Annotated in this window: 10 protein-coding genes; 2 read left to right on the top strand and 8 right to left on the bottom strand. The window is 72.9% G+C overall.

Going from position 1 to position 14,761, the window contains the following annotated elements; translation table 11 throughout:
- Positions 1–24: 24 nt before the first annotated feature.
- From I8N67_RS13390 to hrcA, 6 genes are all read right to left on the bottom strand, one after another.
- Positions 25–3,237 carry a S41 family peptidase gene (locus I8N67_RS13390; RefSeq protein WP_200303274.1) on the bottom strand — a complete coding sequence of 1,071 codons (3,213 nt, stop codon included), beginning with the start codon at positions 3,235–3,237 and terminating at the stop codon, positions 25–27.
- A 90-nt stretch (positions 3,238–3,327) separates the two neighbouring features.
- Positions 3,328–3,879: a hypothetical protein gene (locus I8N67_RS13385; protein WP_372443697.1), complete on the bottom strand. Its 552-nt coding sequence runs from the start codon at positions 3,877–3,879 to the stop codon at positions 3,328–3,330.
- Between the two features lie 253 nt (positions 3,880–4,132).
- Positions 4,133–4,873, bottom strand: coding sequence for a 16S rRNA (uracil(1498)-N(3))-methyltransferase (locus tag I8N67_RS13380; protein ID WP_200303273.1), 741 nt, complete (start codon positions 4,871–4,873; stop codon positions 4,133–4,135).
- On the bottom strand, positions 4,870–5,979 hold the full coding sequence (locus I8N67_RS13375) for a nitronate monooxygenase (protein WP_200303272.1): 1,110 nt from the start codon (positions 5,977–5,979) through the stop codon (positions 4,870–4,872). The genes I8N67_RS13380 and I8N67_RS13375 overlap by 4 nt, the downstream gene beginning before the upstream one ends.
- 164 nt (positions 5,980–6,143) lie before the next feature.
- Positions 6,144–7,280, bottom strand: a complete 1,137-nt coding sequence (dnaJ, locus tag I8N67_RS13370) for a molecular chaperone DnaJ (protein WP_200303271.1) — start codon at positions 7,278–7,280, stop codon at positions 6,144–6,146.
- Positions 7,281–8,297 carry a heat-inducible transcriptional repressor HrcA gene (gene hrcA, locus I8N67_RS13365; RefSeq protein WP_200303270.1) on the bottom strand — a complete coding sequence of 339 codons (1,017 nt, stop codon included), beginning with the start codon at positions 8,295–8,297 and terminating at the stop codon, positions 7,281–7,283.
- Positions 8,298–8,600: 303 nt separating this feature from the next.
- Here hrcA and I8N67_RS13360 point away from each other — a divergent pair, with 303 nt between their 5' ends.
- Both I8N67_RS13360 and I8N67_RS13355 read left to right on the top strand, forming a co-directional pair.
- A complete protein-coding gene (locus I8N67_RS13360) occupies positions 8,601–9,329 on the top strand; it encodes an MBL fold metallo-hydrolase (RefSeq protein ID WP_200303269.1) in 729 nt (242 codons plus the stop codon).
- 43 nt (positions 9,330–9,372) lie between these two features.
- Positions 9,373–10,179, top strand: a complete 807-nt coding sequence (locus I8N67_RS13355) for a DUF3097 domain-containing protein (protein WP_200303268.1) — start codon at positions 9,373–9,375, stop codon at positions 10,177–10,179.
- A 56-nt stretch (positions 10,180–10,235) separates the two neighbouring features.
- On the opposite strand, the gene hemW is transcribed toward I8N67_RS13355, so the two are convergent.
- Together hemW and I8N67_RS13345 are read right to left on the bottom strand one after the other, a co-directional pair.
- Positions 10,236–11,468, bottom strand: a complete 1,233-nt coding sequence (gene hemW, locus I8N67_RS13350) for a radical SAM family heme chaperone HemW (protein ID WP_200303267.1) — start codon at positions 11,466–11,468, stop codon at positions 10,236–10,238.
- A 57-nt stretch (positions 11,469–11,525) separates the two neighbouring features.
- On the bottom strand, positions 11,526–14,663 hold the full coding sequence (locus I8N67_RS13345; RefSeq protein WP_200303266.1) for a SpoIIE family protein phosphatase: 3,138 nt from the start codon (positions 14,661–14,663) through the stop codon (positions 11,526–11,528).
- Positions 14,664–14,761: the final 98 nt, after the last annotated feature.

The following is a 14,761-nucleotide window of genomic DNA, read 5'->3' as shown; positions in this document are numbered from 1 at the left end:
AGCCCCCACGCACCCGCAGCCGAACTACGAACCCGGCAACAAGGGCGCCACCTTCGCCGGAGCCTCCTCAAGCGAACTCAACGCGATCCGAATCGCCTCGTCGAGCTGGGGGTCACGCCCGGCCGCATAGTCCTGCGGCGCCTGCACCACTTCCACATCCGGATCGACCCCATGATTCTCGACCCCCCACCCATACCCCTCCAACCAGAAGGCGTACTTCGGCTGAGTCACCAACGTCCCATCCACCAGCCGATACCGACTGTCGATCCCGACAACCCCACCCCACGTCCGCGTCCCCACCACCGGCCCGATCCCCAACGCCTTGATCGCCGCGTTCACGATGTCCCCGTCAGACCCGGAGAACTCATTGGCCACAGCGACAACAGGCCCCCGAGGCGCGTCGTCCGGATAGCTGGTCGCCCGCATCCCCCGCGGCAGATCCCACCCGACGATCCGCCGAGCCAGCTTCTCCACCACGAGCTGCGACGTATGACCGCCCCGGTTCTCCCGGACGTCCACGACCAGCCCTTCCCGAGCGACCTCGATCCGCAGATCCCGATGGAGCTGCGCCCACCCGGAGCCGACCATGTCCGGCACATGGAGATAGCCGAGCCGCCCACCGGACTTCTCGTGGACATAGGCCCGCCGGTCCGCCACCCACGCGTGATACCGCAACGGCTCCTCGTCGGAGATGGGCACCACGACGGCGTGCCGGGGATCCCCACCCCCCGACGGCAGGACGGTCAGCTCGACCGCCTTGCCCGCCGTACCGACGAGCAGCGGCCCGGGCCCGGCGACCGGATCGACCGGCTGCCCGCCCACGGCGACGATCGCGTCCCCGGCCCGCACGGCCACCCCGGGCGCGGCGAGCGGCGCGTGCGCGTCGGGATCGGAGGTCTCCGACGGCAGCACCGTGTCGATCCGCCAGCTGCCGTCCTCGTGCCGGGAGATGTCCGCCCCGAGCAGCCCCTGCCGCCGGTCGCCGGAGCCGCCGCGCCCGCGCGGGGTCACGTACGCGTGGGACGTGCCCAGCTCGCCCTGCACCTCCCACAGCAGGTCGACCAGGTCGTCGTGGGTGGCGAGCCGGTCGAGGACGGGCCGGTACCTGTCCAGTACGCCGTCCCAGTCGACCCCGCCCAGATCCGGGCGCCAGAAGTTGTCCCGCATGAGGCGGCCGGCCTCGTCGTACATCTGGCGCCACTCGGCGGCCGGGTCCACGGTCTGCCGTACGCGCGAGAGGTCGACGGTGATGTTGGTGTCGCTCTCGTCGTCGTTCGAGGCGCGCCGGTCGCTGGGGACGACCTTGAGCTTGCCGTCGGTCCACAGCAGGACCCGCTTGCCGTCGCCGCTGACGGAGAAGTGGTCGGCGTCGGAGGCGAGGTGGTCCAGGCGCCGCTGGGCGAGGTCGTACCGCTCCAGGGAGGTCTTCGGGTCGGGGTCCTCGGGGGTGGCCCGGGAGTGGCCGAGGACGCCGGTGACCGGGTGGCGCAGCCACAGGACTCCGTCCTTGGCGGCGCGGAGCGTCGTGTAGCGGGCGGCCTCGACCGGGAAGGGGACGATCCGGTCGGCGAGCCCTTCGAGGTCGATCCGGGTCGCGGGGGCGCCCTCGCTGTCCGGGGTCTCGTCCTTGTCGGGCGCCTCGAACGGCCGGCCGTGGCGCTGCGGCCCGAAGGGGGACGGGGTGGTCGCGGCGAGCGTGATGAGGTGCGGGCGGGCGCCGCTGACGAAGTGGAGGTCGAAGACGTGTTCGTCGTAGACCGGGTCGAAGGCGCGCGCGGAGAGGAAGGCGAGGTGCTTGCCGTCGAGGGTGAACGCCGGTGAGAAGTCCTGGAAGCGCAGCGGGGTCGCCTCGGTGACGGACAGGTCGGCGGTGTTGGCGAGCTTGAGCTGGCGCAGGGGGCGCGCGCCGGGGTGCGACCAGGCGAGCCAGGCCGAGTCGGGCGAGAAGACCAGCCCGGACACCTCGCCCTCCTCGCTCCGGTCGACCTCCCGGACCTCTCCCGTCTCCCGCTCGACGAGCAGGACCCGCCCGTCGTCCGCGGCGACCGCGACCCGGCTGCCGTCCGGTGCCACGGCGAGCCCGAGGACCCGGCCGAGCTGCCCGGCGGCGAGCCGGCGCGGGGTCGCCCCGGGGCCGACGCCGGTCGAGGGGGCGAACTCCAGGGCGTCGTCGCCCTCCGCGTCCGTCACCCACACCACCCATTCCTCGCCCTCCACCCGGAAGGTGCGCGGCAGCCGGGCGCGGACCCCGTGCTCGGCGGCGAGCGCGCGGGCGGGGCCGGAGCGGTGGGTGATCCAGTGGACGGAGCCGCGTACGGAGACGGCGCTGCCCCGGGCGGTGTGGTCGGGCGAGGCGGAGCCGAACCAGCGGGAGGCGTTCACCGGGAACGGCTGGAGGTCGACGCGCTGCCCGCCCAGCCGGATGTCGAGCCTGCGCGGCTCGGCCCCGTCCAGGTCGTCCAGCACCCACAGCTCACCGACCGAGGAGTACACGACGCGGGTGCCGTCGGTGGCCGCGTGCCGGGCGTAGAAGCCGTCGACCGGCGTGTGCCGCCGCAGGTCCGACCCGTCGGCGAGGGAGGAGTACAGCGCCCCGACCCCCTCGTGGTCGGACAGGAACGCGACACGGTCCCCCACCCACAGCGGGTATTCGAGGTTCCCGTCCAGGTCGGCGTGCAGCCGGACGAACTCGGCGCCGCCTTCCCCGCCTTCCGCCGCGCGGTCGATCCACAGCTTGCCCGCCGTACCGCCCCGGTACCGCTTCCACCAGGCGGCCTCGCGGCCCATGGGCGCGGACAGCAGCACGGTGGCGGGTCCGTGGGCGACATCGCCGACCGGCCCGTACGGCAGGGTGGTGGCCGGCCCACCGTCGAGCGGGACCGCCCTCGCCCAGCTGCGCCGGAGGCTGGCCTGTCCCTGCGTGCTGACGGCGAGGACCTGCCCGCCGGGGGTCCAGCCGCGCACCTGGGTGCGCCAACTGCCCCAGTACGTGAGGCGTTTGGCGGACCCGCCGTCGAGGGGCGCGACATGCACCTCGGGCGCGCCGTCCCTGGTGGAGGTCCACGCGACGGTGGTGCCGTCCGGGGAGATCCGGGGATGGTTCACGGTCACGTTGTCCGCACTGACCCGCCAGGCGCGGCCGCCGTCGAGAGGCGCGACCCACACGTCGTCCTCGGCGGTGAAGGCGACCAGGTCGCCGTGCAGGTGCGGATACCGGAGATACGCGAGCTGAGTCACCCGGTCACTGTAAGCAGCGTTCGGCCTGATTGGGAGGGGTTTGGATCATGTCCCTCGCACCGGGCGCCGCTTGTGCCCTTGCCTGTCCCCTCACTTGCCCTCGGGCAGGCACGCCGGATCCTTCTGGCACCAGATGGTCTGCGTGACGGTCACCGTCACGGTCGGACCGGGCTGCCCGGGGCCGGCCGAGCCCGCGCCGGCGGTCGGGTCCGGGGCGTTGCAGTTGCCCAGCACATCGACGTGGAACCACTCCTTCCCGCCGACCTTCGCGGTCAGGTCCCCGCGTACGCACTTGCCGTCGACCTCCTTCGTCACCTTCCCGGTGACGGTGATCTTCCGGCCTTCCTTGTCCTCGCCGGTGCAGTCGACGTTCGCGACGGTGTTGGTGGAGGCGGACGAGGACGGCGACCCGGACTTCTTGTCGCCGTCGTTGTCGTACGACGCCGTGCAGTTGAGCCACTGGACGTCGAGGCCCTCCTGCTCCAGCTCCTTGGTCGCCATCTGATCCGTCGTGAACGCGACCGCTCCGGTATTGAGCCCGTCGCCCATCTCACAGGCCGTCAGACCCGCGACGAGCACGGCTCCCAGCAGGAGCCGACGCCCGCCGGTCCGATACGCCCTCAGATGCGTCATTGCCCCCATGCCTGGCAGCCTGCCACCGCCGGCGGCATCGGGAAAGACCACATGCGGCCAGACACCCCCGGGCCCGAAATGCAAGGGGCGCAGCCCCGCATTTCAGGGGCGCGGGGAACTGCGCGACAAGCCCCCACGTTGCCGCAGCCGAAAAACGGAGGGGTCGAAGGGGCGCAGCCCCTGGATGGGGGTCCCCCCGCTCGAGCGAAGCCGAGAGTGGGGGAGGGACGGGTAGGGGCGGCGGGGGCGCTCCCCACCCCCGTCAGGACCAGCGCCCCGTTCGCCCCAGCAGCAGCGCCCCCGCCGCTGTCCCGGCGGTAGACGTCCGCAGCACACTGGGCCCGAGTCGATACGCCCCCGCGCCCGCCTCGCCGAAGAGCGCCAACTCCTCCGGCGACACGCCCCCTTCGGGCCCCACCACGAGCACGATCTCCCCGGCCGCCGGCAGTTCGGCCGTGGCCAGCGAGTCGTCACCGCTCTCGTGCAGTACGGCGGCGAAGTCCGCCTCGGCGAGCAGCGCCGCGACCTGCTTACCGGTGGCCGCGTCCGCGATCTCGGGGAACCGCACCCGGCGGGACTGCTTGCCCGCCTCCCGCGCGGTGGCCCGCCACTTGGCGAGGGCCTTGAGCCCCCGGTCGCCCTTCCACTGGGTGATGCAGCGTGACGCCGCCCAGGGCACGATCGCGTCGACGCCGACCTCGGTCATGGTCTCGACGGCCACTTCGCCCCGGTCACCCTTGGGCAGTGCCTGCACGACGGTGATACGGGGCCGCGCCGGGGGTTCCTCGTGGAGGCTCCCCACGTCCGTGACGACCAGCCGGTCCTTGCCCTCGGCGGCCTTCACCACACCCTCGATCCACCGGCCCCGCCCGTCGGTGAGGATCACGTCCTCCCCGGGCTTGAGCCGCTTCACGGAGACGGCGTGCCGGCCTTCGGGGCCGTCGAGCACGATCTCCGATCCCCAGCCGGTGAATCCGTCCACCACGAACACCGGCGCGGTCATCGGCCCGCACTCCCCGCCGGGCCCCCAAAGGCGCCGCCGACCTGGGCGGAGGCCGCTTCGGCCTGCGCGGCGGCGGTCTCGACGGCCAGCGTCTCGACCAGCTCCCCGGCGGGCAGCGCGCGGGCCATCCGGTGTCCCTGCCCGGCCCACAGCGCCATGCCCTGCGCGTCCCCGGCCTTGGCGGCGGCCTTGCGCAGCGGGGAAGTGAGGTGGTGGACCTGGGGGTAGGCGACGGGCGCGTAGGGGCCGTGCTCGCGCAGGAAACGGTTCACCAGGCCGCGCGCCGGGCGCCCGGAGAAGGCGCGGGTCAGCTCGGTACGGACGAAGAGGGGATTGGTCAGCGCCTGCTTGTGCACCGCGGCGGCGCCGGACTCGGGGGTGGCGAGGAACGCCGTGCCGAGCTGGGCCGCGCTCACGCCCGCGGTGAGGAGGGCGGCGATCTGGCTGCCGCGCATGATGCCGCCGGCCGCGACGATCGGCAGCGCCACGGCCTCGCGGACCTGCGCGACCAGGGAGAGCAGGCCGATGCCGGCGCAGTCCCGCTCGGGGTCGTCCCGGTGGGTGCCCTGGTGGCCGCCCGCCTCGACGCCCTGCACGATCACGGCGTGAGCGCCCGACCGCTCCACGGCCTGCGCCTCCTCCACCGAGGTCGCGGTGACCAGGGTGAGCGTGTTCTTGCGGGCCAGCGACTCGATGACCTCGGGCGTCGGGCAGCCGAAGTGGAAGGAGACCACCGGCACCGGATTGTCGAGCAGCACGGCCAGCTTGGCCTCGTAGCCGTCGTCGCGGCCGCTGTCGGGATCGCCCAGCTCGGCCTCGTACCAGGTGGCCTCACCGGCCAGCTGCTCCGCGTACACCTCGACGGCGCCGGGGTCGGCGTACTCCGGCTGCGGCATGAAGAGGTTCACGCCGAAGGGGCGTGAGGTGAGCGCCCGCAGCGCCTTGATCTCCTGGTACATGCCGTCGGCCGTCTTGTACCCGGCGGCGAGGAATCCCAGCCCGCCCGCCTCGGACACGGCGGCGGCCAGCCGCGGCACGGAGACACCGCCCGCCATCGGGGCCTGCACGATCGGAAGCGGAAAAAGATCGGTCAGCGCGGAGGACATGACGGCATGTTGTCACGTCCTTCGAACTACGCCGAATTCGGGAGCGCCGGTTGTTGTCCGCAGGCGGGTGGGGGCTGGTCGCGCGGTTCCCCGCGCCCCTGAGAAACCGGGGCGCGGGGAACCGCGCGACCAGCCACACACAACCCGCACCCGACAACAGACCGCTAACGCCCGTTGAACGCGTCCTTCAGCCGCGAGAACAGCCCCTGCTGTCCGGGCTGGAACTGCCCGGTCGGCCGCTCCTCACCCCGCAGCACGGCGAGCTGCCGCAGCAGCGCCTCCTGCTCGGGATCGAGCTTGCTCGGCGTCTGGACCTCGACGTGGACGATCAGATCCCCGCGCCCGCCACCCCGCAGGTGTGTGACACCCCGCCCATGCAGCGGAATCGACTGCCCGGACTGGGTCCCCGGCCGGATGTCGACCTCCTCAAGACCGTCCAGCGTCTCCAGCGGCACCTTCGTACCCAGAGACGCCGCGGTCATCGGAAGCGTCACCGTGCAGTGCAGATCGTCACCGCGCCGCTGGAACATCGCGTGCGGCAGCTCGTGGATCTCGACGTACAGGTCACCGGCGGGACCGCCGCCGGGCCCGACCTCGCCCTCACCGGCCAGCTGGATACGCGTGCCGTTGTCGACACCGGCCGGGATCTTCACGGTCAGGGTCCGCCGCGACCGCACCCGCCCGTCGCCCGCGCACTCGGGGCAGGGGTTCGGGACGATCGTGCCGAAGCCCTGGCACTGCGGGCAGGGCCGCGAGGTCATGACCTGGCCGAGGAAGGACCGGGTGACCTGCGAGACCTCACCGCGCCCGCGACACATGTCACAGGTCTGGGCGGTGGTGCCCGGAGCCGCGCCCTCGCCGCTGCACGTCGTGCAGACGATGGCGGTGTCGACCTGGATGTCCTTCGTCGTGCCGAAGGCCGCCTCGTCGAGGTCGATCTCCAGCCGGATCATCGCGTCCTGGCCACGGCGCGTACGCGACCGGGGGCCGCGCTGCGACGCCGTGCCGAAGAAGGCGTCCATGATGTCCGAGAAGTTCCCGAAGCCGCCGGCGCCGAAGCCACCGGCTCCACCGCCACCCGCCTGGGACAGCGGGTCGCCGCCGAGGTCGTAGACCTGCTTCTTCTGCGGATCCGAGAGCACCTCGTAAGCGGCGTTGATCTCCTTGAACCGCTCCTGGGTCTTCGGATCGGGGTTGACGTCCGGATGCAGCTCGCGAGCGAGCCTCCGGAACGCCTTCTTGATCTCGTCCTGGGAAGCGTCGCGGCGCACGCCGAGTACGGCGTAGTAGTCCGTGGCCACTTACGACTCCGCCAGGATCTGTCCGACGTACCGTGCCACCGCTCTTACCGCTCCCATCGTTCCCGGATAATCCATGCGCGTAGGTCCGACCACGCCCAGTTTCGCTACTGCCTCGCCGCCCGAACCGTAGCCGACTGAGACGACGGACGTGGAGTTGAGTCCCTCATACGCGTTCTCATGACCGATGCGTACGGTCATGCCCGAATCCCCGGCCTCGCCAAGCAACTTGAGGAGGACGACCTGCTCCTCCAAGGCTTCCAGAACGGGCCGGATAGTGAGGGGGAAGTCATGTCCGAAGCGGGTGAGATTGGCGGTACCGCCGATCATCAGCCGCTCCTCGCTCTCCTCGACGAGCGCCTCCAGCAGGGTGGAGAGCACCGTCGTGACCGTGCCCCGGTCCTCGATGTCGAACGCCTCGGGCAGGTCCTCGACCAGCCGCGGCACATCGGTGAACCGGCGGCCCGCGACCCGGCTGTTGAGCCGTGCTCGCAGATCCGCGAGTGACGTTTCTCCGAAGGGCGCCGGGCAGTCGACCATGCGCTGCTCGACCCGTCCCGTGTCCGTGATCAGCACGAGCATCAGCCGCGCGGGCGCCAGGGACAGCAGCTCCACGTGCCGCACCGTCGACCGGGTGAGCGACGGATACTGCACGACGGCGACCTGCCGCGTCAGCTGCGCCAGCAGCCGTACGGTGCGTGCCACGACATCGTCGAGATCGACGGCGCCGTCCAGGAAGTTCTGGATGGCGCGCCGCTCGGGCGGGGTCATGGGCTTGACGCCGGCCAGCTTGTCGACGAAGAGCCGGTACCCCTTGTCGGTGGGGATGCGGCCCGCGCTGGTGTGGGGCTGGGCGATGAAGCCCTCGTCCTCCAGCGCCGCCATGTCATTGCGGACGGTCGCCGGGGAGACGCCGAGGTTGTGGCGCTCGGTGAGCGCCTTGGAACCGACCGGCTCCTCGGTGCCCACATAGTCCTGGACGATGGCGCGCAACACCTGGAGCCTGCGTTCACTGAGCATCGCGCACACCTCCAGTCCGCTCTCCGGTGACTCCCCCTTGGCACTCACCCCGGGCGAGTGCCAACACTCCCCGCCCAGTGTACGGCGGTGGGGTACGCCCCCGGCAAGGCCGGTCCAGCCTTGTCATGCCGACGTGTACCGACCTGTCCGGCGATGTCGTACCGCTTCCGGGCCGCCTCCGCCCCGCCTCCGTGCGGCCTGCGCACTGCTTGCGCGTTGCTTCCGTGCCGCTTCCGTCCTGTTTCCCTACCGACGGGTACGTGGCAGCGGCCGGCCCTCGGCCGCTACAGCTAGCGTCGGGTCATGACGGTGACTTGGGAAGAGTTCGGGTGGCAGGGATTGGCGCCCCGGGTCGGGCGGTGCCGCCTTCCCGGCTGGGACTGCACGGTCGGGCTGGTGGTCGGGGACGGATCGGCCCTCTTGATCGACGCGGGTTCGAGCCTGCGGGAGGGCGCGCGGTTGCGTACCGAGGCGCACGGGCTGCTCGCCGGCGCCCGTGTGACACATCTCGCGCTCACCCACCCCCACTTCGACCATGTCTTCGGGGCGGCGGCGTTCGCCGGTGTGGAGGTCTTCGGCGCGGTCGGCCTGGACGCGGTCCTGGCCACCGAGAGCGACGCCCTCCGCACGGACGCCGTACGCAACGGCCTCGACCCCGGGACCGCCGCCGAGTCCGCCGACCTCCTCGTCCGCCCCCGCCACCACGTCTGCGGCGAGTGGACCCTCGACCTGGGCGGCGGCCTCCAGGTGCTGCTGGCGAACGTGGGGCCCGGCCACACCGCCCAAGACCTGACGGTCCTGGTGCCGGGCACGCCCGAGGTGGTCTTCTGCGGCGATCTGGTCGAGGAGTCCGGCGAACCCCAGGCCGGTCCCGACGCCGTCCCCGCCCACTGGCCGGCCGCCCTGGACCGCCTCCTGGACCTGGGCGGCGAGGACGCGCTGTACGTCCCCGGGCACGGGGCGGTGGTGGACGCGGCGTTCGTGCGGGCCCAGCGCGACGCGCTGGCGCTCCGTTTCGGCGTGTCGCGCTGAGCGCGGGGGAGATTCGGGCCGGGCTTCTCCTATCGTCATCCGAATGCGCCAGTACTCCCCGGACCTGACCCCGCCCTGGAAGAAGCCCAAGCCGGCCCCCGAGGTCCCGGCCGACCCCGGCCTGGTGGTCGAGGAGCCCGGCACCGGCTTCTGCGGCGCGGTGATCCGCTGCGAGGCGGGCACGGTGACCCTGGAGGACCGCTTCGGCAAGCACCGCGTGTTCCCGCTGGAGCCGCGCGGGTTCCTGCTGGAGGGCCGGGTGGTGACGCTCGTCCGGCCGTCGGCGGCGCCGTCGCGGCCCGCCCGCACCGCCTCCGGTTCGGTCGCCGTACCCGGCGCCCGCGCCCGGGTGGCCCGCGCCGGCCGTATCTACGTCGAGGGCCGCCACGACGCCGAACTCGTCGAGCGGGTCTGGGGCGACGACCTGCGTATCGAGGGCGTGGTCGTCGAGTACCTGGAGGGCGTGGACGACCTCCCGGCGATCGTGGCCGACTTCGGCCCCGGCCCGGACGCCCGCCTCGGCGTCCTGGTCGACCACCTGGTCCCCGGCAGCAAGGAATCCCGGATCGCCGCGTCGGTGACCAGCGATCACGCCCTGGTCGTGGGCCACCCGTACATCGACATCTGGGAGGCCGTGAAGCCGTCGTCCCTGGGCATCGAGGCGTGGCCGCGGGTGCCGCGCGGGCAGGACTGGAAGACGGGGGTGTGCCGGGCGCTGGGGTGGCCGGAGAACACCGGGGCGGCCTGGCAGGGGATTCTGGGGCGGGTGCGGTCGTACCGGGACCTGGAGCCGGAGCTGCTGGGATGCGTCGAGCGTCTCATCGACCATGTGACCGAGCCCGCGCCCTGAGCCCCCGTCCAGCCCCCGTCCCCTCCGACCCGACAGCGGTCGGGTCGGGGCGGCCGTCAGTCCACCAGGTCCCGCACCACCGCGTCGGCCAGCAGCCGCCCCCGCAGGGTCAGCACCGCACGCCCCTCCCCGTACGGCCCCGCCTCCAGGAGCCCGTCGGACAGTGCCCGCCCGGCCGCGGCCAGGCCTTCCTCGCGCAGCAGGGACAGCGGGCAGCCCTCGCGCAGTCGCAGCTCCAGCAGGATGCGTTCGACCCGGCGGTCCTCGTCCGAGAGGAGTTCGCGGCCGGCGCCGGGAGAGCGGCCGGTGGCCAGGGCGCTCGCGTAGGCGCCCGGGTGCTTGACGTTCCACCAGCGCACGCCCCCGACGTGGCTGTGGGCGCCGGGGCCCGCGCCCCACCAGTCGGCGCCGCGCCAGTACAGCTCGTTGTGCAGGCACCGGCCCGCCTCGGACGTGGCCCAGTTCGAGACCTCGTACCAGTCGAAGCCGGCGGCCGAGAACGTCTCCTCGGCGATGAGGTACCGGTCGGCGTGCACGTCGTCGTCCGTCATCGGGACCTCGCCCCGGCGGATGCGCCGCGCGAGCTGGGTGCCCTCCTCGACGATCAGGGCGTAGGCGGAGACATGGTCGGGTCCGGCGCCGAGGGCCGCGTCCAGGGAGGCCCGCCAGTCGTCGTCGGACTCGCCGGGTGTGCCGTAGATCAGGTCGAGGTTGACGTGGTCGAAGCCGGCCGCGCGGGCCTCCGCGACACACGCCTCGGGGCGACCCGGCGTGTGCGTACGGTCGAGCACCTTCAGGACGTGCTGCCGGGCGCTCTGCATACCGAAGGAGACCCGGTTGAAGCCGCCGGCCCGCAGGGTCGCCAGGTACACGGGGTCCACCGACTCGGGGTTCGCCTCCGTCGTCACCTCCGCGTCGTCCGCGAGCCCGAACTCGTCGCGGATCGCCCCCAGCATCCGTACGAGGTCGTCGGCGGCCAGCAGCGTGGGCGTGCCGCCGCCGACGAAGACCGTGCGGACCGGGCGCGGGTCGTCGCCGAGGACCTTGCGGGCGAGGCGGACCTCGTCGATCAGGGTCTCGGCGTAGTTGTCGCGGGAGGCGAGGACACCGCCGGTGCCGCGCAGCTCGGTCGCGGTGTAGGTGTTGAAGTCGCAGTAGCCGCAGCGGGTCGCGCAGTACGGGACGTGCAGGTAGAACCCGAGGGGACGCTCGGCGGCCCCGGCGAGCGCGGACGCGGGGAGCGTGCCGTCGTCGGGTACCGGTTCACCGTCGGGGAGTGCGGAAGGCATGCCTTCCATTGTCCAGCACCTGCGCACTCCCCTGTTCCGGCTCCCTATTCCGGCTCCCTACTCGGCTTGCAGCACCAGCAGCGCGAGGTCGTCGTCCGGGGGCCGGTTGCCGAAGTCGTGCACCAGGCGGCGGATCCGTTCGGCGATCAGCTGGGCGTCGAGCCCGGCGCAGCCGACGAGCGCGGTGGCGAGGCCGTCCCCGTCGTCGAACATGTGCGGACCGCTGCGCCGCTCGGTCACCCCGTCGGTCACACAGAGCAGCGTCTCGCCGTGGCGCAGCTCGAACGTCTCCGAGACGTACTCGGTGTCCTCGATCACCCCGAGCAGCGTCTGCGGCTCGGCCACCGGCCGTACGGTGCCGTCGGGGCCGAGGAGCAGCGGCAGCGGGTGGCCTGCGGAGGCGAGGGTGCAGCGGACGCCGCCGTCGACGGGGACGAGTTCGCCGTAGAGGAGCGAGAGGAAGCGGATCTGTGAGCAGTCGGGGTCGACGAGGCCGGGGGCGCCGGCCGTGACCAGGGCACGGGCGGCCGCGTCGGCCGCCTCGGTCGCGTCGTCGAGGAGGAGCTGGTTGAGGCGGTCGAGCACATCGGCGACGCCGTATCCCTCGCGGGCGAGCAGCCGCAGCCAGGGCCGGGCGAGGCCGATGACCACGGCCGCCTCGGGGCCTTTGCCCTGCACGTCTCCGATCGCGAAGCACCAGCGGCCGCGGCCCGCCGGGAACAGGTCGTAGAAGTCGCCACTGGGTCCACCCTTGTCGCACGGCTCGTACACGAGCGCGCTCGACACCCCGGGAATCTCGGCGACCGCCCCCGGCAGCAGTCCCCGCTGCAGGATCCGGCTGATGGTGGCCTGACGCGTGTACTGCCGCGCCGCCCCGATCGCCAGCGCGACCCGCCGACTCAGATCCTCCACCAGCCCGGTCACCTCATCCGGAAACCGAAGCAGTCCGGCCCGGCCGATGACGAGCGTGCCGAGGGGGCGTCCGCCGGCGATGAGACGATAGGCGAGGGCAGCCCCACCTTCACTTTCGCGAATGTCGAGGGGGGCGCCTTCGGGGTTCTCCAGGTGGGCGCCTTCGGGGTTCTCCAAGGGGGCGCCTTGGAGGTTCGCCGCCGGGCCGCCTTCGGGGTCTTCCGCCGAGCCGCCTTCGGGGTCTTCCAGTGGGCCGCCTTGGGGGGCCTCGGCCGGGCCGCTTTCGCAGTCCTCCGCAGGGCCGCCGTCGCGGTCCTCGACCGACCGGTCTGCGGAGTCCTCTGCGGGCCCGCCGTCGTGGTCCTCTACAGGACCGCCTCTGCCGTCGTCCACCGGGCCGCCGTCGCGGTCCTCGACCGACCGATCTGCGCGGGCCTCCGCGTGCCCGCCGTCGTGGGTCCCCGCCGGGCCGCCGTCTCGGCTCGCCACCGACCCACCCTCGCGGCCCTCGGCCGACCCGTCTTCACGGTCCTCCGCAGGCCCGCCGTCGTGATTCTCCGCCAGCCCTTCCACCGACCCGGCGTCGCGGTCCTCCGCCGCCCCGCCCTCGCGACTCTCCGCCGCCCCGCCCTCGCGACTCTCCGCCGGCCCGCCGTCGCGGTCCTTGGCAGGCCTACCGTCGCGGCTCGACACCGACCCTCCGCCGCGGTCCTCCGCCGACCCGTCTTCACGGTCCTCCGCAGGCCTGCCAGCGCGACTCGACACCGCCCCGCCTTCGCAGCCCTCCACCGACCCACCATCGCGCACCTCGGCCGACCCGCCGTCGCGCACCTCCGCAGGCCTGCCGTCCTGGCCCGCCTCCGGCCTGCCCTCGCTGCTTGCCCCGGCCTCGCCGTCGGCCTTCGCCTCGGACGTTCCGGTCCGCGAGTCCTGTCCGGGCTCCATCCCCGATGCCGATCCCGGCACCACCCCAGATTCCGGTCCCGATCCCGGCCCCGATCCCGATCCCGGCACCGTCCCCGATCCCGCCACCGTCCCGGAATCCGTCCCCGAGCCCGGCTCCATCCCGGGTCCCCACCCCGGCTCCCTCCCACACGGCGCCCCAGATTCCCCTCCCGGCCAGGGCCACGGCACCGGCATCGGCCGGGAGCGCACGGACTCGGGCAGCCTCGGGGGGTTCTTTTCCAGGGCGAGGCGGAGGTCCTCGATCCGGTTCTCGCTGCTGTGCCAGACTCGGGCGAGCCGTGGCGCCGGGCCGAGGGGACCGTCGCCGCGCCAGCCCAGCGCCTCGTCCTCCAGCCATACCGCGCACCAGTCGGCCAGCCTCGGCACGAGGAGTTGTCCGGTGAGGGCGGCGACCAGGTCCTCGTCCAGTTGCCCGGCGAGCAGATCGGACGCCTCGGCGAGGAAGGAGAGGGCACCCCGGTTCAGCCACTCCCGGTCGTTTCCCCCACCGCGCCTCGGCACGGGGGCGACCAGGTCGACCAGGCCCGAGCCGTGTTCGAATCCGCCCTCATCACCCTCGTACCCCCTCCCGCCGATGCCGGCACCGGCACCAGCACCGGCGCCGGCACCAGCACCGGCGCCGGCACCCGCACCCGCACCCGCACCCGCGTACGCCCCCACATCCCCCTCATCGGCCCCGTACGCCTCGATCGCGTCCTCCACCGTCATCGCCCCGTCGACAGACAGCCGGGCCCAGACGGTCTTCACGCCGGTGCGGTAGGTGACGCCCCAGGCTTCGGAGAGGGCGGCGACGAGGCTCAGGCCGCGTCCGTACTCCGCCTCCTCATAGGGCCGTTCGACGAGGTAGGGGCGTTCGGCGCCCTCGCCGCGTACCGCCCGGGAGGGGTGGTGGTCGGAGACCTCTACGACCAGCCAACCGGCGTCGGCGGGGGCGTCGCGGCCGAACCGGCACAGCAACTCGACATCGGTGCCGGCATGGACGACCGCGTTGGTGACCAGCTCGCTGACCACGACGAGCACGTCCTCGACGAGCCGGTCGGTGAGGCCGAGGCCAAGGCCGGCGACGCCGGGCGGGTCGAGCTCGGCCCACTCCGCGAGCGCGGCACCGACGAAGCGCCGGGCGGCTCCCGGCGCGAGCGGACCGCCGGACAGCGACACGTGCGCGACCGTGCGCCGGTCGGCGCCCGCACCCCCACCCGCAGGCCCGGAACCAAGCCCCGCATACAAGGACTCGGGCCCGACATACACGCCCCCCGCGTGCGCCGGCGCACCGGAAATACAGGACACGGTCTCCCGTTGAGTCGGAATGGCCCCCACTGAGCGGCTCCCTGAGAAGTTCGGACGAATAGGCCTCAGGCGGCACGGACAGAGTGACAGACTGGCCAGGCTCATAAGCGCCGAGTTACCGAAGTGGG

This window comes from Streptomyces adelaidensis, assembly GCF_016598475.1.
Lineage (GTDB): Bacteria > Actinomycetota > Actinomycetes > Streptomycetales > Streptomycetaceae > Streptomyces > Streptomyces adelaidensis.
Note: the sequence above shows the minus strand (reverse complement) of the source record. Positions and strands in the feature narration are given on the sequence as shown.